General features: G+C 48.9%; 17 protein-coding genes and 1 pseudogene. 5 read left to right on the top strand and 13 right to left on the bottom strand.

Annotated elements, in window-relative coordinates; genetic code table 11:
• Window positions 1-85: 85 nt before the first annotated feature.
• The 4 genes from J4G07_12140 to tgt all read left to right on the top strand — a co-directional run bounded on the left by J4G07_12140 (window position 86) and on the right by tgt (window position 5,743).
• On the top strand, window positions 86-898 hold the full coding sequence (locus tag J4G07_12140; GenBank protein MCE2414746.1) for a hypothetical protein: 813 nt from the start codon (window positions 86-88) through the stop codon (window positions 896-898).
• A 57-nt stretch (window positions 899-955) separates the two neighbouring features.
• Window positions 956-1,738 carry a hypothetical protein gene (locus tag J4G07_12135; GenBank protein ID MCE2414745.1) on the top strand — a complete coding sequence of 261 codons (783 nt, stop codon included), beginning with the start codon at window positions 956-958 and terminating at the stop codon, window positions 1,736-1,738.
• 121 nt (window positions 1,739-1,859) lie between these two features.
• A complete protein-coding gene (locus tag J4G07_12130; protein ID MCE2414744.1) occupies window positions 1,860-4,454 on the top strand; it encodes a pre-peptidase C-terminal domain-containing protein in 2,595 nt (864 codons plus the stop codon).
• Window positions 4,455-4,600: 146 nt separating this feature from the next.
• Window positions 4,601-5,743 (top strand): tRNA guanosine(34) transglycosylase Tgt, encoded by a 1,143-nt coding sequence (tgt, locus tag J4G07_12125; GenBank protein ID MCE2414743.1) that lies wholly within the window; start codon window positions 4,601-4,603, stop codon window positions 5,741-5,743.
• A 208-nt stretch (window positions 5,744-5,951) separates the two neighbouring features.
• Here tgt and J4G07_12120 read toward each other — a convergent pair whose 3' ends face one another.
• The 9 genes and pseudogenes from J4G07_12120 to J4G07_12080 form a co-directional block, all read right to left on the bottom strand.
• Complete coding sequence (locus J4G07_12120; protein MCE2414742.1) at window positions 5,952-6,932, bottom strand: ABC transporter ATP-binding protein; 981 nt, start codon at window positions 6,930-6,932, stop codon at window positions 5,952-5,954.
• A gap of 233 nt (window positions 6,933-7,165) precedes the next feature.
• Window positions 7,166-8,104, bottom strand: coding sequence for a sugar kinase (locus tag J4G07_12115; protein MCE2414741.1), 939 nt, complete (start codon window positions 8,102-8,104; stop codon window positions 7,166-7,168).
• Between the two features lie 97 nt (window positions 8,105-8,201).
• On the bottom strand, window positions 8,202-10,235 hold the full coding sequence (locus tag J4G07_12110) for a hypothetical protein (protein MCE2414740.1): 2,034 nt from the start codon (window positions 10,233-10,235) through the stop codon (window positions 8,202-8,204).
• 169 nt (window positions 10,236-10,404) lie between these two features.
• Window positions 10,405-11,250 (bottom strand): GHMP kinase, encoded by an 846-nt coding sequence (locus tag J4G07_12105; GenBank protein MCE2414739.1) that lies wholly within the window; start codon window positions 11,248-11,250, stop codon window positions 10,405-10,407.
• Window positions 11,251-11,449: 199 nt separating this feature from the next.
• Entirely contained in the window at window positions 11,450-12,868 is a 1,419-nt protein-coding gene (locus J4G07_12100; protein ID MCE2414738.1) for a sulfatase-like hydrolase/transferase, read from the bottom strand.
• A 61-nt stretch (window positions 12,869-12,929) separates the two neighbouring features.
• On the bottom strand, window positions 12,930-13,553 hold the full coding sequence (locus J4G07_12095) for a DUF4276 family protein (GenBank protein ID MCE2414737.1): 624 nt from the start codon (window positions 13,551-13,553) through the stop codon (window positions 12,930-12,932).
• Window positions 13,550-14,819 (bottom strand): annotated as a pseudogene (locus tag J4G07_12090) (AAA family ATPase). Before J4G07_12090 ends, J4G07_12095 begins: the two are co-directional and overlap by 4 nt.
• Window positions 14,820-14,882: 63 nt before the next feature.
• Window positions 14,883-15,734 carry a phytanoyl-CoA dioxygenase family protein gene (locus tag J4G07_12085; GenBank protein ID MCE2414736.1) on the bottom strand — a complete coding sequence of 284 codons (852 nt, stop codon included), beginning with the start codon at window positions 15,732-15,734 and terminating at the stop codon, window positions 14,883-14,885.
• Between the two features lie 61 nt (window positions 15,735-15,795).
• Entirely contained in the window at window positions 15,796-16,659 is an 864-nt protein-coding gene (locus tag J4G07_12080; GenBank protein ID MCE2414735.1) for a glucose 1-dehydrogenase, read from the bottom strand.
• Window positions 16,660-16,776: 117 nt separating this feature from the next.
• Here J4G07_12080 and J4G07_12075 point away from each other — a divergent pair, with 117 nt between their 5' ends.
• A complete protein-coding gene (locus tag J4G07_12075) occupies window positions 16,777-17,133 on the top strand; it encodes a DUF2283 domain-containing protein (protein ID MCE2414734.1) in 357 nt (118 codons plus the stop codon).
• A gap of 40 nt (window positions 17,134-17,173) precedes the next feature.
• Here the strand turns inward: J4G07_12075 and J4G07_12070 are convergent, their stop codons facing one another.
• Genes J4G07_12070 through J4G07_12055 form a run of 4 tightly spaced genes read right to left on the bottom strand, consistent with a single transcriptional unit; the run spans window position 17,174 to window position 21,438 of the window.
• Window positions 17,174-17,935 (bottom strand): amino acid ABC transporter ATP-binding protein, encoded by a 762-nt coding sequence (locus J4G07_12070; protein MCE2414733.1) that lies wholly within the window; start codon window positions 17,933-17,935, stop codon window positions 17,174-17,176.
• A gap of 56 nt (window positions 17,936-17,991) precedes the next feature.
• Window positions 17,992-19,194 (bottom strand): amino acid ABC transporter permease, encoded by a 1,203-nt coding sequence (locus J4G07_12065; protein MCE2414732.1) that lies wholly within the window; start codon window positions 19,192-19,194, stop codon window positions 17,992-17,994.
• Between the two features lie 25 nt (window positions 19,195-19,219).
• Complete coding sequence (locus J4G07_12060) at window positions 19,220-20,404, bottom strand: ABC transporter permease subunit (protein ID MCE2414731.1); 1,185 nt, start codon at window positions 20,402-20,404, stop codon at window positions 19,220-19,222.
• A 2-nt stretch (window positions 20,405-20,406) separates the two neighbouring features.
• Window positions 20,407-21,438 carry an amino acid ABC transporter substrate-binding protein gene (locus tag J4G07_12055; GenBank protein ID MCE2414730.1) on the bottom strand — a complete coding sequence of 344 codons (1,032 nt, stop codon included), beginning with the start codon at window positions 21,436-21,438 and terminating at the stop codon, window positions 20,407-20,409.
• Between the last annotated feature and the right edge of the window lie 72 nt (window positions 21,439-21,510).

Genomic DNA, 21,510 nt, shown 5'->3' with positions numbered 1-21,510 from the left:
GAGGTTACAGGTAAATTTACCTCTTTTTGCTGATTGCTGACCGCTGTTTGCTGGCTGTTATTCTTCCAACAACCCTTCTACAACTATGAACCTAACCCCCGACAAAATTACGCTTAATATTGATGGTGATGCCAAAGTTTCCATCAAAGGCTTCATCGCCCCGATTGAATACACTCAATCCAACTACCACGTGGAATATGAGTGGGACGAGTTGGCGAAACTCCGCGTCGCTGCGCCAGAAAAGGCGTATTCGGCATCCGTTTTCCGCGCGTTCCTTCCAGACGAAGGGGTGTCGGTTGGAAATCCATGGCAGATTAAAGAAGCGGGTGCTCTTGAACTGCTCCGACAACTTCACTCGACCCCATATTTGGACATGCGCGGTTACGGGAATCCCGGGTTGTGGGCATGCTTACGTGCCTACACCGATAAATTCGCAGATATTGTGTTTCGCGTTCATGCAGAATTTCAGTTAGGCGATGGCTGGTTCACGCCTTCACAGTTTACGGGACACCTCATTATCAACCGTTCAAAAGAGAGTGTCTCGTTCTTTCAGATGCGCGTTCCAGAAGGTCCTGTGAACTTTCAGGTCAGCTGGGAAGACGAAAGGAGTTGGGATGACTCGAACTGGATTGCGGATACTGGTTTTTGCGCGCAAATGGAACTGCGTGCTGGTGCCGAAGACATTCTGCAAGACACCATAACCCGTTTGGACAGCGAAATGAGCGATTCTATCGCTATTACACAGGCGGAAGCCGAGCGTGCGCTAAACTGCCAGTTTTACAAATCGGAGCACATCGATTGGGTCTCGATGGAGGCGGCGTTGGAATTGGCACAAGCACAGCAGAAACCGATCCACGTTATTTCTATAGATGGCCCCTTGGCAGACGAGGTTTGCTGAGGGAGTGGTAAAGCCCTGAGGTCAGGTGCTCTCTCCGACGAACAAAACATCCAATTCTTGAACGAACATTTTATCAATACATGGGTGTCCAATGTCGCCTTCGGACGCACACCAAACAAGCGCGCCTACCTTGCCCAGAGGATCCAGGACGGTTTCAAAGCGGTTGATACAACACACCCGTTGGCACAAACTATTATAAGTGGGTGGGAGATACACTCGCCAATAGATTCTCTGGTTATCTCGCCTGAACTGAAACTGATGGGTAGACAAGATGCCAATCGGCTCCGCGGAGATAGCAGGGATAGAGGACTCTCCGAAGCGGAGGGGTACCGTCTATTTTTATCGGAAGCCTTATCAGGAAAACGCCCTGGGTTGGGTAAAATCGTATTGCCCCGTGAGTGTCCCTCAGTGGAGATATTGGACACTTTTCAGACACCTATGATCCCCCATCAAGACTACACCGTCGTAGAGATTGATACCACTGCGTTTGAAAACGGCGGCACGCTTACGCTGGATATCGGAGTTGGTAGAGGTAAGGCAGCAGGAACTTTCTACCTGTTTGATGGTGACAAAGACCTCCCAACAGAAAAAGCACCTGAAGGCGTACCTACTTCTGTTTGGGAGCGTCAAGAAGGCGAGGTTTATTTGGAAGCTCTCGAAGCTCTCGCCATGGAATGGTATATCGGTCCCGAAGAAACGGGGAAGATCACCTACCCTTTTGACGAAGGCAAGTTGTTTCGCTTGTGCGTTACCGGGAGTCCGTACAGTGCGAAAGGTAGCCGCAACGCTTTCAGCCTCAAAATCTCTATAGAAGAGAGAATGACAGAGATACCTTTTTGAGTCCCTCAAAAGACTGATAACTATTAAAAGAGGCTTACGATATGTCCAACACCTCTTGTACCCGACAACTCTCACTGCGAGGCAACCCGATAACTAACAACCACTAATGAGGTAACTAAAAATGCCGAATACGCTATTTCGGAAACATAGAAGACAGGGACCTGATCTGTTAATAAAACAGTCCTTTCTCGTCATAGCGATCTTTCTCCTAACGATTGGTTTCGTACACGCGCAGGTTCAACCCACCTTGACAGCTGTTTTTCCACAAGGCGGTCAACAGGGACGCAGCGTAGAAGTCACACTCACAGGCACAAATCTCGGCACAGCAACAGCGGTGTGGTTCAGTGGGAAGGGTATCACCGCGGAAGTTAAGGAAAAAACGGGGCAAGCCGCTGTCGTTTTCAACGGTGTTGGCGTTTCTGGAAGTATTCCGAGCGATGCGCAGTTGGTCGCATTGTTAACGATTGCCTCCGATGCACCGTTAGGTATCCAAGAGATACGCGCTGTCACCCCGTATGGTGTTTCCAATGCAGGGAGCTTCGTCGTTGGAAATCTGCGAGAAATCATTGAAGAAGAGACAGCAGAATTAGAGTCGGAAACCCCACCTACAATGGAAGCCGACTGGCTTGCGTTGCCGGTTACCGTGAACGGCACAATCGCTTCAATCGACGATGAAGACAGTTTCACCTTTCAACTGAAAAAGGATGCGCGGCTTATCTGTGAGGTGGCAGCACAGCAAATAGACTCGTTGCTGGATTCCTATCTCGTCCTCCGCGATGCTAACGGGACTGAGGTCGCCAACAGTGGTCTTGGCAATGCCTTTGACTCTGTTTTGGATTACACGGCACTTGAAACTGGAAAATACACGCTCCACATTCGCGATATTCGTTACAAAGGCGGAGATGGGTACGCTTATCGCTTGAGTATCGGCGAACTACCGTATCTTGAGACGATCTTTCCCCTTGGTGGACAACGCGGCACCGAAAACACAGTTACTGTCAGTGGTGCGAACCTTGAGACGGTAGAATCCATACAGATTTCAATAGGTGCTGAAACACCGGCAGGCGAGCAATCTCTACGGGTCCAGACTCCGTCTGGATTGGCTACCAATCCGCATCCGTTTGCTATCGGCAATTGGACGGAAATGGTGGAGACCGAACCGAATAACACAACCGGAAATGCAAACGCTGTAACGACACCGATAACGCTCAATGGGAAAATTGACAAACCCGGTGACATCGACTGGTTTTCGTTTGAGATTGAAGAACCACAACTTCTCGTTTTTGAGGTAGAGGCACTTAAACTGTCATCAAACCTCGATGCCTTGCTTACGCTCTACGGACCGGGAAAACCGATGGAAGCGTCAGAAGAAATGGCAAATAGCGAGCGAGGTTGGGAAACCTCGCCAGCGGAACAGGTCTTGATGGTGAACGACGATGCTGTCAGCGGTGCTGATGCTCGTATTGACTGGAATTTTGAAGAAGCCGGAAAGTATTCTATCGCCATTCGAGACCTGAACAACCAAGGCGGTGAGACCTATCCATACCGATTAAACATCCGTCCGTTGGAACCAGACTGCCAACTCAATGTAGTGGCACTTGACATCCGGAATCGTCCGATCGCTATGGATAACCCGCGCGTCAGCAGAGGCGGCAGCGTTACATTGCAGGTTGATGTTACGCGTCTTGACCTATTCGATGGTCCAATTCGTCTGCTCTGTCCAGACATTCCGAAAACGTTTAATGTGAGCCCAACTATTGTTGGCGCAGACCAAAACCGAGCGATGCTCACGATAACGGCTCCGCCGGATGCCCCACTCGGACTCATGCCGCTCTCCATCGTTGGGGTTTGTGCCGTCGATGGTCGACAAATAGAACGCGTTGCCGATCCTTCTCCAATCCTGCTCACTGTGATGGACGCTCCAGAATTTACACTGACCGTTGCGGAGATCGGCTTAAGTGCTATTCACAACAAAACGGTTGACCTCCACGTGACGGCGGATCGGCGCGATGACTTCGTCGGTCCTATCACTCTGTCGGTATCAGGACTTCCAAATCGCGTTTCGGCGCTTCCTGATCCTGTTTCCGAAAAACCTGTCACTATTGCAGAAGGCGAAACAGAAGCGAAGGTTTCGGTTAAAGCTGGGACCTTTGAACGGAGAGAGGAATTTTCTGTTCTGCCGACACCCGGTACAAGTTATATTTCAGTTACTGGAACGGCAACTGTCAACGGTGAGACGGTGAAACAATCGACACCTGCTATCCCTTTGACTATCGTCGAGGCCCCCTTTATTGTAACGGTAGAGCCTTTGCGCTTTAGCATTGTCTTCCCGGCAACGGAAACCACCGCAAAAAGCGATGCAACAGCAGGATCTGAAGTCGAGGCCGTGGCACTTGCCGAAACCAATCCAGCAGCAGATACCGAAACAGTAAAAAACCAAGACTCACAAACAAAGGAAGCGATATTGACGTTAACGATCGTCCGGCAAGGCGGCTTCACAGATGAAATTACGTTGACACCTATGGATGTCCCAGAAGGCTTCACTACGGAAGCGGTTACCATTCCCGCGAACGAGACGGAGGTAAAAGTCCCACTCACGGCTCTCAGGTCTTTAACGCCGGAGACGTACGAGTTTAAGTTCCGCGGCTCTGTGATGATTAACAATAAACCATTTGAACAGGATAGTCCCCCTGTCAAGGTAAAGATTATTCATTAGTTACCGGCGGTCAGCAGTCAGGCCGGGTTTCTACGAAACCCTTTCAGCCATCAGTAAAGAGGTTCTCGTTTAAGAACACCTTTTTGCTGATGGCTGACCGCTATTCCGTGCCTGCCGCCTGCTATTCCTCTGAAATACCCCCCAAGATGACAGAATCGCCTTATACACTTGTTCATCAAGACGAAGCAACTTCAGCCCGAGTTGGAAAGATCCAAACAGCGCACGGTGTTGTGAACACACCGATATTTATGCCCGTTGGGACACGCGGGACGGTGAAAGCCTGCGCACCGCAAACACTGTCCGAGCAAATTCAGGCGGAAATTATTCTTGCAAATACCTACCACCTCTATCTACGTCCCGGACACGAAATTGTCCACGAAGCGGGTGGTTTACACACGTTTATGGGATGGCAGAGACCCATCCTTACGGATAGCGGTGGATTCCAAGTCTTTAGCCTCGGTCCCTTACGCAAGATTACAGAAGAAGGGGTGGCGTTTCGTTCCACAATAGATGGAACTGAACACTTTATCAGCCCGGAACGTTCGATCGAGATTCAAAACGCTCTCGGTGCGGACATCATTATGGCGTTCGACGAGTGCCCCGCGCTACCGAACGATTACGCATATCTCAAGAACTCAATGGAGATGACCCTGCGGTGGGCAGAGCGGTGTCGAAAGGCACATCAGAATCCGGACCAGTTGCTCTTTGGAATCGTGCAAGGTGGCATGGAACGTGATCTGCGTCAGGCAAGTGTCGATGGGACTGTATCGATCGGTTTTCCGGGATACGCAATCGGTGGCTTAAGCGTGGGTGAGGAGAAGGATTTGATGTATGAGACACTCGCATACGTCGCGCCGCTCCTGCCGGAGGAGAAACCGCGCTATTTAATGGGAGTCGGGACACCTGAAGACTTAGTCTACGGGGTGCGTTGCGGGGTTGACATGTTCGATTGTGTGATGCCGACCCGAAACGCGCGTAATGGTTCTCTGTTCACGACAGCAGGTATCATCCGTATCCGCAATACGAAATATAAGAACGATTTCAGTCCACTGGATACGGCGTGTACCTGTTACACCTGCCAGAACTTCACACGTGCATATCTCCGACACCTACACGTTGAAAATGAGATTCTCGGTTCACAATTGCACACCTTACACAACTTGCATTTTTATGTTAGTTTAATGCGCGGGATTCGACATACTATCTGTGACGGGAGTTTCGCAGCGTTAGCAGACAGTGGACCGGATATTGGACAGTTCGTGAAATTGGGACAACCTACGGAAGTCTGATTGCGATAGAGAACTACCTTGAATCTTCATATAACGTAGGTTCTACGCATGCTGCTCTTTTGTAGCATAAACCGCGACAGCCCTTCTTCTGTAGAGGAGCATCGGTGCGGTTAGGAAACCGCACCTACCGATTAGGTAGGCGTGCAGGAATCGGTGGGAAACTGTCTGAATTGCGGATTTATCAGATTGCGCAGATTTCTCGCACAGGTTACCCAACAAGATATTTAAACACAGAGGAAAGATTATCATCAGGTGAGTAGAGCTGAGAGACACTCAATTCGTTTTCGATGATCAGTTCAGGGAGCCGAGCGTAGAAGGCATCGGGTTTGTCAGTTTCTATAATAATATCACCTGATTCTTTTTCTTCGGTAGGCACAAGACCTACCCCTACATTCGGAATATTATCGCTATCGACAAAAGTAACACTCAGAATATCCTCAAAAGGGAGACAGACCTGCGCCAAACGACGAGGTTCATCTGTGCTCAAGTAGACTTTGTGTGGGTGTTCATCAATGAGTTCGCGAATATCGGAGATGGTGCCTTCTGCGAGAATACGCCCTTGATGGATGAGCAGTATCGTCTCTGTTAACGCCTCAATTTCATAGAGAATATGACTTGAAACGATGATGCTAATTTCCTGCGCAGCAAGTTCCTGCAGAAGCATAATAACATGTCGTCTTCCATTGGGATCTAAGCCCGTGAGAGGTTCGTCAAGGAAGAGGAGTTCCGGTTCATGGACTAACGCTTGCGCGAGTTTGATACGCTGTCGCATTCCCTTACTATAGGAGGCGATAGGACGCTCCTTTGCGGGTAGCATATCCACTGTTTCAAGAACGTGTAGACTCCGAGATTCAACCTCTGATTTATCATATCCGCTCAGCGTGGCGAAAAACGTGATAAACTCAAAGCCAGTCATGAATTGATACGCCAACTCTATATCTGGGCAGTAGCCGACCCGTCTCGTGAGTTCCGGATTATTCCATACTGGCTGGTTCAGCACGCTGACCTCGCCCTGGTTGGGTTTGAGTTGCCCTGTCATGAGCTTAATTAAACTCGTTTTTCCCGCGCCATTCGGACCCAGCAACCCAGTTATTCCTGGATGAATTGTGAGGGTTACATCGTTTACCCCCATCACCTCACCATACCATTTGGAAAGATTTTCCGTTTGAACAATTTTTGAATTTTCCATTTTTAATTTTACCTTGCGGAGAAACAGCGTGGGTTCTCTCTTTAGAGTGTCTTCCTCGAATCCGCCTGCGCCGTTGTTGCAGGCTACTGTTTTAGGTAAACCAAAACCCATAACTCGTAATGAAATTATGTCTCCTTGAATGGCATAATTTGTCTTTGCTTTACATTTGGAGGGCGTATATACGGAAAGGCACGTCAAACTTGAAACCCACCTGACCGAACCGCAAGGTAAAATTAAAAATCTGACCGCTGACGGCTAATTTTTAAGGTTTCTTCAAGATTCTGGATACCGGCAGTTGTACCAATGGCGGTGACACAGGCTGCACCGGTAGCGGAAGCCAATTCCGCCGTTGCTTTTAGGTCCCAGCCCATGAGAGTCCCTGCGAGGAAACCGGCGACGTAAGCGTCCCCTGCCCCTGTTGCATCAACAGCGGTCACAGGATACGCTGGTGCAAAATGCTCCATTTCTGACGTGGAGACGTAACTGCCGTCTTCACCCATCTTGATAGCAATCGTGTGGATACCGTAGTTACGCCGTAAAAATTGGGCGATTTCGCGAGCCTCAGATATACCCGTGAGATGTTGCGCTTCGACGATGCTTGGCATAAACATGTCTACGTAAGGCAGGCAGGGTTCGAGTGTCTCCATCCATTTTCCTGTGGCATCATAGGCTGTATCGAGTGAGGTGGTTATTCCTAAAATTTTTGCTTTTTGAAGGACGTTCGCCATCGGTGCCCCATCAAAACGTGGCATGACAAGCGCACCAGCGATGTGCAAAATTTTGGCACTTTTGATGACTTCCCAATCAAGGTCTGCCTCACAGAGTTCGCCGTTCGCACCGATGTAATGGTAGAAAGTCCTCTCTCCATCGGAGGCGATCGCTACGAACGTAAAGGAAGTACTGGAACCCGGATCCTGTTGCATGCCCGCTGTATCAACACCGTTATCTATGAGCTTTTGCAGAATCAAGTCGCCAAAAGCATCAGTGCCAATTTTACCCATCGCGCCTGCAGAGATACCTAAGCGTGTGAGTGCAATAGCCGTGTTGTTAGCACAGCCTCCTGTATGGATTTCGAGTTCATCAAAGAGGGCTAATTTCCCCTTTTCAGGAAACTGATCTATTGGTCGTCCCAACACATCAACGACATAAATACCGAGCGATAGCACATCCATTTTTTTACTTTACCTTGCGGTTTTTAATTATACCTTGCAGTTCGGTCAGGTGGGTTTGATGGATGAAGGGTTTCCTTTCCGTTCAGGGGCCCATAAATTAAAAATCACCGGGACGAAAAATCAATAAAGTTTCATGATTTGTGTTAATATTCTGATCTGCTATAATGCCAGTAAAATCCTGAGAAATCCACCCCATGAAGTAGGGTGAGGGATTCAAATTTGCTTCTGCCTCCAGATACCGCAATACATAATCTCGCTGTAGGATTTGCGCAAATGTCTTTCGGGCACCGTCCAATTCCTCATCAGGCGGCATTTTCGGTGTCACTCGCAACCGAAGTCGTGCCATTGAAGGATCAAACGTAGGATCGGTTTCCAACCCCGATTCACCCCTTAACACGACGTTTCCTAAGTAAACCATCTCTTTTCCTGCAACGCGCCACGTGTTTTCGAGGGTGTGCGGAAGTTGCTGGGTATCCAACGCCAAAAATTCTTCTGCCACATACGTCGTTGGATGCCACGGATCCACTGATAAGTCCCGCAGTTGAACGTGTGAATCCTGAATCAATGTCCCAATTTTTTGAAGGCGTTCCCCCCTTGACGCCTCAACCTCCTGATGGCGAACGAACGTCCCTTGTGCGAAGTCAATAGATGTTTCGGCGCGCGATGCGGCTCTGAGGGAAACGTAACTCAATAAGTGTGCGCGCTGCTGTTCAGGATAAACCGATAAAATTGAAAATCTATCCGCTGTGACGGTGTTCGGAAACCAGACTGTTTGCGCTGATGCAACTGTAATGACCGAAAGTAGAACAAAGAGACATCCGCCTATCCAATAGGCACGTGATTTTTGCCCCGACCTCCCGAAATACAACAAGAACCCACCAAAACCCAGCAGATATATAGGTAAAAGTATCGCCAACAGTTTAATGAGCGGCACCCGAGTAGGCATCTCAGATAGAAAGTGCTTGTGAATTTCCTCCTCATGTTGGAGTGCAAGCGCGTATTGGTCTGCGAGGTGACGCGGAGATTTACCGTGCCTCCTTAGTAACCCGTGCCAGAACATTTCAGCGAGAGAGTCATCAGAATTGGAAACCCCACCTAAGCTGTTTTTTTGGTGGATGCCAAAGAGAGTTGCGTTGTAATCAAAGGCAAAACAGAGAATCTGTCCATCTCCAAATTTCCGTTTTGCGACATAAATCTGCTCCGCCGTCCCAATCAACACCTCACATCCTGCTTTCGGAGCAAACTGGATACACTCAAATTGGCTTTCAACCATCGGCTGTCGGCTTTCAGTTAAGAAGTCTTCTGGTGAAGTTACGCCCTCTTGCTGACCGTTGACTGCGATTCTGTTAAGTTGTTGCAGCACGGCAACTGGGAGCGTATTCACTTTTTTTACGCCCTTCAATTCGACAGGGAGAAAGGGTTCTATAAAACTGCCCTGTAAGTAGTTAAAACTACTACCGCCGGAAACAATAAGCGTCCCACCACGCTGTATCCAATCAAGGATTGCTGTCTGTTGTGCTTTCAGGATACGCCGGTCAGTTAAGCGAATCTCACGAACAACGAGTACATCAACAGCATTGTAGCCTATCCAGTCGCGCGGCAAGGCCCTCGAATTCGGAAGGTACTTGACATGCACCTGTGCGCCATCGGAAATCTCTAACTCTTTCTTATCAATAAACCGTTTTAACGTGTCGCCGCTCGGAGCCAATACGAGCACGAAGTAATCTTTGCGTGCAATGGGTGTCGGCAGCAGTATATTTTCCATCAGACCGGACGCTGCACTGTCTAACCCTACAGTCTCTGAAGGTGTTTCGGGGGCAAGTCGGATGACAAGCTGCGTAGCCTTTTTCGGGCAGTAAACATAGAAATCTTTCTGTTGTCGCTCGGGCCCGATAAGGTGAAGTGACGTAGCGTAACGCTCTACCGGGATGTCCGAAGAAAAGTTCCGAACCTCCACAACCAACTCACCACTAAACACAGTGCCTTCATCATGATTTCGAACAGTTACAGTTAAGGGTGCCCATGTGCCTACTCTGTAACCATCGCCGAATCCGAATGTCACGTCCTCAATCTCTACTGCATGAGCAACAATAGATACTGCAAAAAATGAAAGGATAAGGACAAATTTCATTTTTTTAACCATGGGAATTGGTAAATTCTAACACAAAGTTTCAAGTTCCTAAAGTGAGCTAAAATGTGTAAAGTGGTCAACAACTTTAGCACACTTCGCAACTTTAGATACACTTGCAAACTTTCTTTGCTGATGGAGAACTGAAGGCTGATTGCTGACTGATATTCAGTTATATGAGACGTGCTGGATTATGAACAAGCTTCGTTTCCACTGCGTCCTGAAATGGATGCGTGCTGAAAACACCGTTTCCCAACATAATCATCGAAGCGACACCGCCCTCCGCTTCAATCTGTTTGATTGTCTCTATGACGCGGGCATCACTGAGCAAGCCGCTCTCGACCGAAAACCGCTTTGATACCCTAAAACAGGCGTTAAAGAGTTCGGTATTAGGCTCAGCACTGGTAAGCGTCTGTAAAACGCTTAACGCAGCATCGGCGGCGTGATTGATACGGATCGTCTGTTCACTGTTCCCGAGCACCTCGCTGGTCTGAATCGGTCCGAAGTAGCGGTAATAGATAGGCTGTTCTGTTATCGGTAACCTATCAGCAACCAACGGCGCGCCTTCCCTTAACTTCACGAGGCAACCCCCATGGTATTGTGAACAGACATCACCCAATCCAGTTCGATTTTCAACCTCTGCAACGTGCGCTATCATTGCGAGCGTCTCCGTATCTTTACCCAGATGGAGCAATTCATTGAGCGCGTATGCCGTTGCGAGCGAAGCGGCACCGCTAAGACCAAAACCGCAACCGAGGGGCAATGGAGACATAAGGTCTACTCTCACACCTACCGCGCCTGCGTCTTGGGTTAGCCGATCAGCAACAGCACGGACGGTCGGAAAATCGATGCTTTGCCCGTTAAACATCACACTCGTTTCACGGTGCTCAGAAACGGTGACATCTACACCTTCTGTAACGGTGAACCCCATGCCGAGCGAGTGCATACGGGTTGCATCGGTGTGCGGAATAACCTTGAAAACACACGAAATGTTGCCGGGGGCAAAGGCTTTCGCCATTTTTAATTTATGGCCTCCTGGACTGCTCTCCAAATGTAAAGCAAAGACAAATTATGCCATTCAAGGAGACATAATTTCATTACGATCAGGTTTCCGATCAAGTTGTGACTGCGTTTGAGAATCCTGTATGGCTTTCAATTCCATTGATTTGTTAGAGAACACGCATTTGCCGTTTTCCATTCACTCAACAAACTGCCTCCTACACATTCTGTCGAGGTGGAGCATATCTCGGATGGAAGGCACCTTCACTACATTGTCCCGCCTCAATCTTTGCGGCTTGTCCACCACCGGTAACGGAACATCTCGCGCCATCTAACTCCGGTAAGACGTACCGTTGAAACCACGCTCCCATCTGTTGTTTCATGTCAGTTATGCGGGCATTCTGAGATTTGTCGTCTACCAGGTTTTTCCGTTCACCCCGGTCGTTTACCAAGTCGTACAGTTCATGTGGGCCATAAGGATACCTATGGACATACTTCCACTCCTGGGTTCGGATCATGCGGACGGGACCGTATTCATCGTAGATGACGATCTCGTCTTTCGCATCGTTTGTCTCACCAGAAAGCGCCGGGACAAAACTTCTGCCGGGAGACATATCGTCATTCGGATCGGGTAAGCCAAGATAATCGAGGAGTGTCGGCATGAAGTCGTATTGGCTCACCATCGCCTCGCTGACCCGACCTTCTGGAATACTCCCGGGTTGGCTGACAATGAAGGGGACTTTGACGGAGTTTTCATACATATTCAGCGGGAACGTTCCGTTCCCTTTATGCCAAAACCCGTGATGTCCACACGAATAGCCGTTGTCACTACTGAAGACAATGAGCGTATCCTCGCGGATCCCTAACTGTGCAAGCCTCTCTAAAATTCGTCCGACGTTCAAATCCAGCGCGGTAATCGCCGCGAAATAGCCTTTCAACGACTCACGATTGCCCATGTGCACAGCCGCCCCTTGCACCGCCCACGGGTGCAATGCCTCTTGTGGACACGTCTTGAAGGGACAATCGTCATAGGAGTCAACAATATCTTGAGGGTGTCCTGTAAATGGTGTATGCGGTGCGTTGTAGTTAACGCTGAGGTAGAAGGGGCCCTCCTGATTCGCTGAGATAAAGTCCAACGCATCATCGGTGATGACATCGGTAAGATAGCCGGGTTGCTTTTCAACCTGTCCCTCTGAAGAGGCGGTGGCTCGGATCATATCCGCATCGTTATACTGGCTTCCGCCTGTCAGCAAAGTGAACCAGTGGCTGAACCCGTGTTGTGGCGTTAAACTATCGCCAAGGTGCCATTTACCGCTCAGTCCGACGGTGTAGTTATAGTCGGCTAAAACATCGGTATAACAGGTCAATCCGTCGAGATATTGAGCGGGGTCTGGCGGCATATTTCCGTCTCGGATCCAGTCGTGTACGCCGTGTGCTGAAGGGATTCGACCGGTCATGAGACTTGCACGCGCCGGTGAACAAACCGGACTTGTACAGAAGAAATTGGGGAAGCGGGTCCCCTCTGAGGCTAACTGGTCAAGATAGGGGGTTCGGACTTCATCATTACCGCAACAGCCCGCTGCCCACGGTCCTTGGTCGTCAGTTAAAATAAAGATGACATTCGGTTTTTGTTCCATATTATACCTCCATTCCATGGGTGAAGTTGTGAAGTTGGTGTAATAGGCTATATTTTCTCCCTTATGCTTGTTTACTGATGGGGTCGCTCGCTTTTTGCGATTCTTCAAGGATGCGAACGATGTCGCGATAGCATTTATCGAACGAGGCCGCTTGCCGCGCTTGTTCTATATCAAAAAGTGCTGCAAGTGCAGGTTGGTCGCGTTTAGAACGGTACGTTTTACCGCTTTGCATTCGATCACGCAACCATTCTTTTGCCCCACGAATCGCCTCCGGATCGTTTGGAGGATCAATGTCCCTTCTTAGACCCCTTTTGCCACGGAGTGATGCGGCTGCCGCAAGAAACCATGCCTCAAATTCATATCTGGCAAGAACAACAGCAATAGGCATATTACGAAAAATTCGTGAAATTCGATGCAATAGTGACGGACCTAATTGAGCAGGACAGTCATCGTCACTGTCAAGGATGATAAATATAGCACCTTGTTGCTTGATATTCTGAACTGCTAATCCGACTGCACGCTCAAGTTCACCTACTGTAAAGACCTTATTTCTCAGAATACGAATCGAAGTTGGAATGACAGTCGTCAATTCAGGATAATGGCATGCTGCCACGCGTCGAATCAAAATTGGGACAGCTTCTACTTCGCCGTGCCCTTCAACAATACATCCAATTTTGACCGTCATTTACGCGTCCTGTTTTTTTGGTTAGTATCTTTTTTATTGGAATCAAAAAGATCAAGCTGCTTAACTTTCTCACGGTTAGCCAAAGGTGTCTGATTTGGATCTGGCCGCAATTGATCAACACGTAGAAGTTCACCTACTGTAAACAACCGATCGCTCAATACAGATCTTCCCACCTCGTCCACTGGGGCGATCACTGTATTGCCATCATCTGCTTCAACTGCAAGAATTGAGTCTACATCCAGATGCTTGTCCTCAAGCAGATCTGGACTGTGAGTGGTGATGATAACCTGCGTTCTGTGAGCAGCATCCCGAAGGGCATCAAGCAATGCCCCTACCGCCCCTGGATGAAGTGCTATCTCTGGCTCCTCAATTCCTACGAGCGGCACACGTTTTTGAGTGTCGCCATCTCCTTGGAATAGTGCTACGAGAATCCCTAACACGCGGAGGGTCCCATCAGACATGTTATTTGCGAGAAATTGACATGAGTGCTCGTTCTGAAGAACGTACTGCCTGAACCTTAATGTTTCCTTCGGTCCAAACTTCCTGACATGTACACGTGGCACGCCAGGGACTACCACTGCCAGGTATTCCTCAATATTTTCCCGTACCACAGGTGAGAGTTGGCTGAAGACACTTGTAAGGTTACTCCCATCACGAAGAAGCACATCTCCAGGATCCGGGTCTTGAAGATCTCGGATTCTATCCGGATTGAGATTCGTAAACAGGACGAAATTCCGGTAAACCTGAGGCATTTACTAAGTAAAGACGATCCCGTGCGGCTGCTGGTGCGACTTTTGCGCTTGTGTCCGTTACATTGCCTTTAACTACATTGAAGTAAATATCAGGAGTATTGAGATTCTCATTATGAAATTTACACTCTTCCGTCTGTACCACATACCTTCTTATTACGCCGCCTATCGTAATTTGGAAGGCATAGTATCCCGTAGAACCATCAGGTAAAGCGAATTCAAGACGAATGCTGAAATGGTCTGGCTCATTTATAGACCTGTCAGCTCGTTTATACACATCGTTTATAGACCTATCAGTTCGTTTACATACATCGTTGATACCTCCACGAGCGCGGACGGCGTGATCAAGTGAATGGTTCAACGCATCGGCAACGAATCGCAGCGCATCCAGAAAATTGCTCTTACCCGCACCGTTGCGCCCTACGAGGAATGTCAAGGGCTGTAATCTTACATCACACGCGGCGATACTCTTATAGTTTTTTAGGACAACTCTTGTAATAAAAGCTGAATCTTTCATGTCATTAAACCTCACCTCGGCATCTCCGCTGTAGGAGGGGTTGGAACCCCGATGCCATGCAGGTTACGCTACCGGGAATCCGTCACCGACGAGCGGTTCACCATCCGCGACCTCGATTGTTGGAACGAGGACGTGGTTCGGCGATTGCGCGTTGTTATAGTAGACGTCTTGCGCCATGAAAATCATGACAAATGCGCGACGTTGATGGTCGGTAACATTTGGCGGTGTACCGTGCCAGTTTAGGCAGTGATGAAACATACACTCGCCTGCTTTCAGTTCCACCGGCATGCCGTGACTGATGTCCAGCTTCCCTCTCTCTGTCCACGGGTTTGGGGGTGGTTCGTGCCCTTCTTCGCTCGCTTTTGCTGATTCCGCATTGAATGCTGCTCTTGCTGCAACCGAGAACCGTTCATCTTTATGGCTTTTCGGCATAACGTGCATGCACCCGCTATCCACCGTTGCATCGTCCAAAGCGAGCCAGCAGCTCACAATATTCGGTGGACTGAGGGGCCAAAAGAAAAAATCGTGATGGAATGCGAAATGACCATTATCCTCTGGGGGTTTGGAAATCACCTGATCGTGCCAGAGACGGACCTCAGGTGTATCCAGTAGGGCGCGTGCTGTCCCAGCGATGAGCGGGTGATGAATGGCTGCTTCATAATTCTGCTCCCGCTTCCACATGTTAACGTACTGATGAATCGCACGCGGGTGTCCGCTCCCCCGATTGAGTCGGTTTTCGCGTCGGTCGTGTCCATATTTGAACTCCGGCGAGGAATCGTCGCCTTCGCTAAGTTCTAATTCAATGACTGCATCTAAACCCGCGCGCATGGCTTCAACGCCATCGCTATCTAAAACTCTCCCAAATTTGAGATAGCCGTTTTCCTGAAAAAAATCGACCTGTTCTTGTGTTACCATTTGGTCCCTCCGTGTGTCAATCGTCCTGTGTCTGAATTGGGTGTCTCCCGCTATTAACCTATCAGATTGGAAATTGGTGATTGCCTGCGGTCAACCCACCATCAATGACGAAAACTGCTCCCGTTGCAAAACTGGCTTCATCGGAACCGAGAAAGAGTGCGGCATTCGCGATGTCAATAGGTTGCCCAATCCGCCCCAACGGATACCACGGCGTGATTTCGTCCAAGATTTGTGGGTTACGTTCAAGCATCGGCTCCCAGACTTCGGTTTGAATCGTCCCGGGACAGATACAGTTGATACGGATGTTGTCTTTACCGTGTGCGACTGCCATTGAGCGGGTCAAAGCGATAACGCCACCTTTCGCAGCAGAATACGCATGGATCGCCTGTAACCCAATGAGTCCATTGACAGAAGCAATATTGACGATGCTACCGCCTCCAGCCTCTTGCATTATAGGGATAACGGCGTTAGAACAGTGGCTGGTGCCTTGGAGGGCAACCGCCAAGTTTGCCTCCCAGTTGTTGTTCAGCACATCAGCTGTGGAGCAGATGGCGTTGTTCACCAAAATATCAACAGTGCCGTAAGTGTCAACGGTTTCAGTAATGAGTCCTTGGGCATCCGCAGTATCAGAGACATCAGCGTTGACAAACAGTGCTTTACCGCCCGCATCGGTTATAGTAGCGACCGTTGCTGTGCCGAGGGGATCGTTTACGTCGTCAACGACGACTTTCGCCCCCTCTTCGGCAAACCGAAGCGCGACTGCTCTGCCGATACCGCGTCCAGCTCCTGTGACAATGGCTATTTTGTTATCCAACCGCATCTTTTGTCCTACATCTTTTTCGTGAGAATTGGGGATATTAAAAACGGCTTTTGAATTGTAGAATCTGCCGCGTTCACCCTCTGAAAAATCATATTTTGCTTTCATCTAGTTTGTATGATATAATAAAACTAACACTCAGGCACGCAAAAGAGAAAATACATGGCTGTAGTTGGTATACGTTGGAAAACGCATGACCGGTAAGGATTAGGTAAAAATGCAATTATGACGCAACCAGTTTTTAACTACGATGAAGTAAGTGACACATTCTACGTTTCGTTTGCCCCCGGTGAACAAGCAACAGGCATTGAACTGACTCCTCACATTCTACTGTGGCTCAATAAACAAGAACGCAGGGCTGTTGGGTTGACCTTTCTGGAATACTCTCTACTCGCTCAGAAGACCGATATGGGACCTCGGAGCTTTCCTCTCACGGGCTTAGCCGAGTTACCCGAGGATCTGCAAGAGATTGTGCTGGAGATTCTCCAATGTCCTCCAGTTAGTGAACTGCTTTTGCTTTCATCATATACACCTTCGATTTCCGAAACGATTCCGATTACACTTCTACAAGCGATTTATTAAACGCATATGCCGCGGAAGTATCCTATTTTTCAATATATCCTTAATGTTGCAGTGTCTGCGAGATGAAAAGTTTCGTGCGTTCGTGTTGTGGGTTATCGAAGAAATCTGCGGGTGCTGCGTCCTCGACAATCGCTCCCTCATCAAAGAAGAGGATCCGATCGGCGACTTCACGTGCAAATCCCATTTCATGCGTCACAACCAGCATCGTCATACCGGAGCGCGCAAGCTCACGCATCACATCCAACACCTCCGTAATCATCTCTGGGTCGAGGGCACTTGTCGGTTCATCGAAGAGCATAATCTTGGGTTCCATCGCCAGTGCTCTTGCGATTGCGACCCGCTGCTGTTGACCCCCTGAAATTTCTGAGGGATACTTGTATGCCTGATCTGCGATATCCACCCGTTCTAAAAGCGATAAAGCGATCTCTTCGGCTTCACTTTTCGTCATTTTCCTGACTCGGATGGGACCTAAGGTGATATTCTGTAGGTTCGTCAGGTGCGGAAACAGGTTGAACTGTTGGAACACCATACCGACTTCCTGACGGATAAGATTGATATTGCGGAGATCATCACTGAGTTCAACACCATCAACGATAATTGTGCCACGCTGATGCTCCTCCAAACGGTTTAACGTTCGGATAAATGTAGACTTTCCGGAGCCAGAGGGACCGCATATCACTGCCCTTTCGCCTTTTTCAAACGAGGTCGTAATCCCTTTGAGGACGTGGAAATCGTCAAACCATTTATGTACATCTTCACAACTAATAATAGGATCATTTGGCGCGTTTTCGTGTTCTGCCATATTATTTCATCCCCTCCTAAGTATTCCAAATTTTGCACAGGCTGAACTTACAAGTTTTAGTGCTCCCCGACTCCGAGTGCGGTTTCAATTTCCTGACTGCCGTAGGACATCGAATAACTGAAAATGAAATAGATAATTGCAGCGAACAGGTAGACCTCGGCTTGCAGTCCGAACCAGTCTGGATTGGCGATAACACTTCTGGCGACCCCTAAGAGGTCAATAAGCCCGATGATAGCAACTAAGGATGTGTCCTTAAACAAGGCGATGAATTGTCCAACAATCGCTGGAATGACCGACCGGAGTGCTTGCGGTAAGACGATAAACAGCATTGTCTGCACGTAGTTAAGTCCTACCGCTTGTGCAGCCTCGTGTTGGCCGCGCGGAATCCCTTGGAGTCCGCCACGAACGTTCTCTGCCATGTAAGCGGCAGAGAAGAAGGTGATTCCGAGCATCATCCGTAAAACTTGGTTAATATCAAGCCCCGGCATGAAGATCGGTACCAAGATATTCCCCATGAATAGGATTGTTATCAACGGCACACCGCGGACAGCCTCAATATAAGCCGTTGAAATCCATCGAATAGCAGGAAGATCGCTCTGACGGCAGAGTGCTAAAAACACACCCAGCGGAAAAGAGACGACGATACCGACAACCGCTAAAATCAGGGTCAATAAAAGTCCACCCCAATTGCTTGTGAGAACAGCATTCTCCCCGAACCCGCGTAACACTATCATTATCAAGGGAAAGGAGAGCAGCCATGCCCCTAAAATCCAAGGGCGTAAATTTGTTCTCCCACGTCCAAGGAAAAGAGAAACTGCTGTTGTGGCGACGGCACCTAAAAACCATCCTCGCGTTGAGAGTTCAAAGGGGGAAAGCGCACCAATAAACCAAATACCTCCAAGCACAAGGGCAAATCGGAGCGTTAAGGCACCCCAGATTCCGGCACTCAAACCGACAAGCACGCAGAAAATATAAATCACACTCCATACGCGCCATATCTGTTCCCGTGGATAAGACCCGACGCTAAAGAGCTGAAGGTTCGCTGGAATAACGCCCCACTTTGCCTCTGTGAAAGCCCATGTCAAAAGCACCTTAAAAACAAAGAAAAGGACGACAAGCACCAAGCAACTCAAAAGCACGTTGTACCACGTGTTAAATAAGTTGTCCTTAAGCCATCGCGCGGGACTTTTTGTATGGGCTGGGGGCTTCATTTCTTGCGTAAACTCTCGTTCTTCCACTGTGTGATGCGCCTTTCTCATGGGTTATAAGTGATTGATAGTTCAATCACCGCCCAACGCGGTTAATCCAACGGTTGTACCAATTCATGGCTGCTGATGTCGTCAAACTCATCACCAGATAACTCGCCATAATCATCGCAAAAACGGGAATTGATTGCCCTGTCTGCGTCATCATCGTATTTCCGACGCTCACCAGGTCGGGGAAACCGATTGCAACAGCCAAACTTGAATTTTTCGTGAGGTTCAAGTACTGACTTGTCAGCGGTGGCACAATGATCGGGATAGACTGGGGTAGAACGATTAACCGTAATGTCTGCGATTCCTTCAAACCGATGGCTCTCGCTGCTTCGCGTTGCCCTTTAACGACGGATTGTATACCGCTTCTCACGATTTCAGCAATAAAAGCCCCTGTATAGACAGAAAGCGCGATTAAAAGGGCAGAAAACTCTGGTGAAAAGCGCATCCCGCCTCTGAAGTTGAAACCTTGTAACACCGGTAAATCCAGCGTGAACGGCCTGCCTGGGGTGAGAAACCATCCACAAAGTGCCACAATAAGGAAGGCAGGTAGTGCCCACTTGGCACGAAAACCGGGACGATCCAACCGTTGGAGTTTCCGCCACCGCACAACATAGAGAACCGCTGCCAAGAGTAAACCCGCGCCAAGAAAACCGAGCCAAATTTTCAGACCTGAGGTCGGCTCAGGCGACGGTAAGTATATCCCTCGGTTGTTAATGAACACACCTCCGAACAGGGCTATACTCTCCCTAACTCTGGGGAGTTGACCGACGACAGCAGTGTACCAAAACAGAATCTGAAGCAGGAGCGGAACGTTCCGGAAACATTCAACATAAGCGGTCGCTATCGTTCGGATTAACCAGTTACTCGACAGTCGAGCGATGCCGAAAAGGAGTCCCAGCAGCGTCGCGCAGACGATCCCGATGCAGCTGACTTTCAGGGTATTCAGGATCCCAACCCAGAACGCTTTGAGATACACATCCGAAGGTTCATAGGGAATCCCCTCCGAAATGTCAAACCCGGCTTCGTCCTGAAGAAAATCGAGGTTCAGTGTTAGTCCAAGCCCACGCAGCCCCTTTAACATGTTCGTGTAAAGAATGACTAACAACAAAATCACACCGAGCAGGAAAATAACCTGAAACAGGATCCGCAACACTCGGATATCTCGCCAGAAGGGGATTTTTCCCGATACAACTTTCGGTGAATTATTTTCCATCTTTAACGGAACGGCATTGCATAGAGTAAACCGCCTTGCGTCCAAGGTTTATTGACGCCACGTGGCAGGCCCAGTGGTGTCAGATTACGGTCAAAAATCTCGCCATAGTTGCCAACAGCAGCGATGACGTGGCGCGCCCAATCTTTCGACAGTCCGAGTTTTTCACCCATACCCCCACCTTCACCTAAACCCAAGAACCGCTTGATTTCGGGATTCTCTGTATTCTCTGGTTTAAAGGTGTTGACGTTGGCTTGCGTAATGCCGTGCTCCTCGGCGGAGAACGTGGCATAAACGACCCAACTCACGACATCATTCCACTCGTTATCTCCATGAACGGTAACGGGACCCAACGGTTCTTTCGAAATGGTTACGTCAAGAATAATATGGTCATCCGGGTTTTTCAGGGATTGACGACGGGAGATTAATTGGGATTTGTCGCTTGTTACGACATCGCAACGTCCCTGATCGTAACTTTGATAAAGCGTTTCAGTTTCCTCAAAAACGATAGACTCAACTTCGATGCCTAAGGCACGTGTCGTATCGGCGAGGTTTAATTCGGTCGTACTGCCAGAAGTGACACCGACAGTCGCACCCGCCAGCTCCTTAAGTGATGTTATCCCGAGCTCCTTACGGAGCATGAAACCTTGGCCGTCATAAAAGGTCGGTGGACAGAAATCAGCACCGAGATCCGTGTCGCGAGTCAGTGTCCACGTGGTGTTGCGGATAAGAACATCTATTTCGCCCGTCTGGAGAGCGGGGAAACGCTCAGCAGCCTTTAAGGGACGGAACTCAACCTTATTCGGGTCCCCCAGAACGGCAGCAGCAATCGCCCGACCATAATCTACGTCAAACCCCTTCCATTCACCATTTTGACCAAGAAAACCGAAACCGGGCAATTCCTTATTCACGCCACATATCAGTCGACCTCTGTTTTTAACTCTGTCCAGAATACCTTCTTCACCTTCGGCGAGCAATGGAACTACCAACGCAATCGTTAAAACCAATGCAGAAACGCGAAACAATAATTTACGCACAGAAATCCTCTCTTTTCAATGTGACCCCGACTATAGGGATCGTTTAATAATACATCTCAATTGATTAACGTC

This window comes from Candidatus Poribacteria bacterium (genome assembly GCA_021295715.1).
GTDB lineage: Bacteria > Poribacteria > WGA-4E > WGA-4E > WGA-3G > WGA-3G.
This window is presented reverse-complemented; position numbering and strand designations above follow the sequence as displayed.

Excerpts from the sequence above, each read along its gene's own strand:
- J4G07_12130 (MCE2414744.1), top strand. The coding sequence starts at position 1,860 with ATGCCGAATACGCTATTTCGGAAACATAGAAGACAGGGACCTGATCTG.
- J4G07_12065 (MCE2414732.1), bottom strand. The coding sequence starts at position 19,194 with ATGAGAAAGGCGCATCACACAGTGGAAGAACGAGAGTTTACGCAAGAA.
- J4G07_12075 (MCE2414734.1), top strand. The coding sequence starts at position 16,777 with ATGACGCAACCAGTTTTTAACTACGATGAAGTAAGTGACACATTCTAC.
- J4G07_12060 (MCE2414731.1), bottom strand. The coding sequence starts at position 20,404 with ATGGAAAATAATTCACCGAAAGTTGTATCGGGAAAAATCCCCTTCTGG.
- tgt (MCE2414743.1), top strand. The coding sequence starts at position 4,601 with ATGACAGAATCGCCTTATACACTTGTTCATCAAGACGAAGCAACTTCA.
- J4G07_12120 (MCE2414742.1), bottom strand. The coding sequence starts at position 6,932 with ATGGAAAATTCAAAAATTGTTCAAACGGAAAATCTTTCCAAATGGTAT.
- J4G07_12085 (MCE2414736.1), bottom strand. The coding sequence starts at position 15,734 with ATGGTAACACAAGAACAGGTCGATTTTTTTCAGGAAAACGGCTATCTC.
- J4G07_12080 (MCE2414735.1), bottom strand. The coding sequence starts at position 16,659 with ATGAAAGCAAAATATGATTTTTCAGAGGGTGAACGCGGCAGATTCTAC.
- J4G07_12095 (MCE2414737.1), bottom strand. The coding sequence starts at position 13,553 with ATGACGGTCAAAATTGGATGTATTGTTGAAGGGCACGGCGAAGTAGAA.
- J4G07_12105 (MCE2414739.1), bottom strand. The coding sequence starts at position 11,250 with ATGGCGAAAGCCTTTGCCCCCGGCAACATTTCGTGTGTTTTCAAGGTT.
- J4G07_12110 (MCE2414740.1), bottom strand. The coding sequence starts at position 10,235 with ATGAAATTTGTCCTTATCCTTTCATTTTTTGCAGTATCTATTGTTGCT.
- J4G07_12100 (MCE2414738.1), bottom strand. The coding sequence starts at position 12,868 with ATGGAACAAAAACCGAATGTCATCTTTATTTTAACTGACGACCAAGGA.
- J4G07_12070 (MCE2414733.1), bottom strand. The coding sequence starts at position 17,935 with ATGGCAGAACACGAAAACGCGCCAAATGATCCTATTATTAGTTGTGAA.
- J4G07_12140 (MCE2414746.1), top strand. The coding sequence starts at position 86 with ATGAACCTAACCCCCGACAAAATTACGCTTAATATTGATGGTGATGCC.
- J4G07_12115 (MCE2414741.1), bottom strand. The coding sequence starts at position 8,104 with ATGGATGTGCTATCGCTCGGTATTTATGTCGTTGATGTGTTGGGACGA.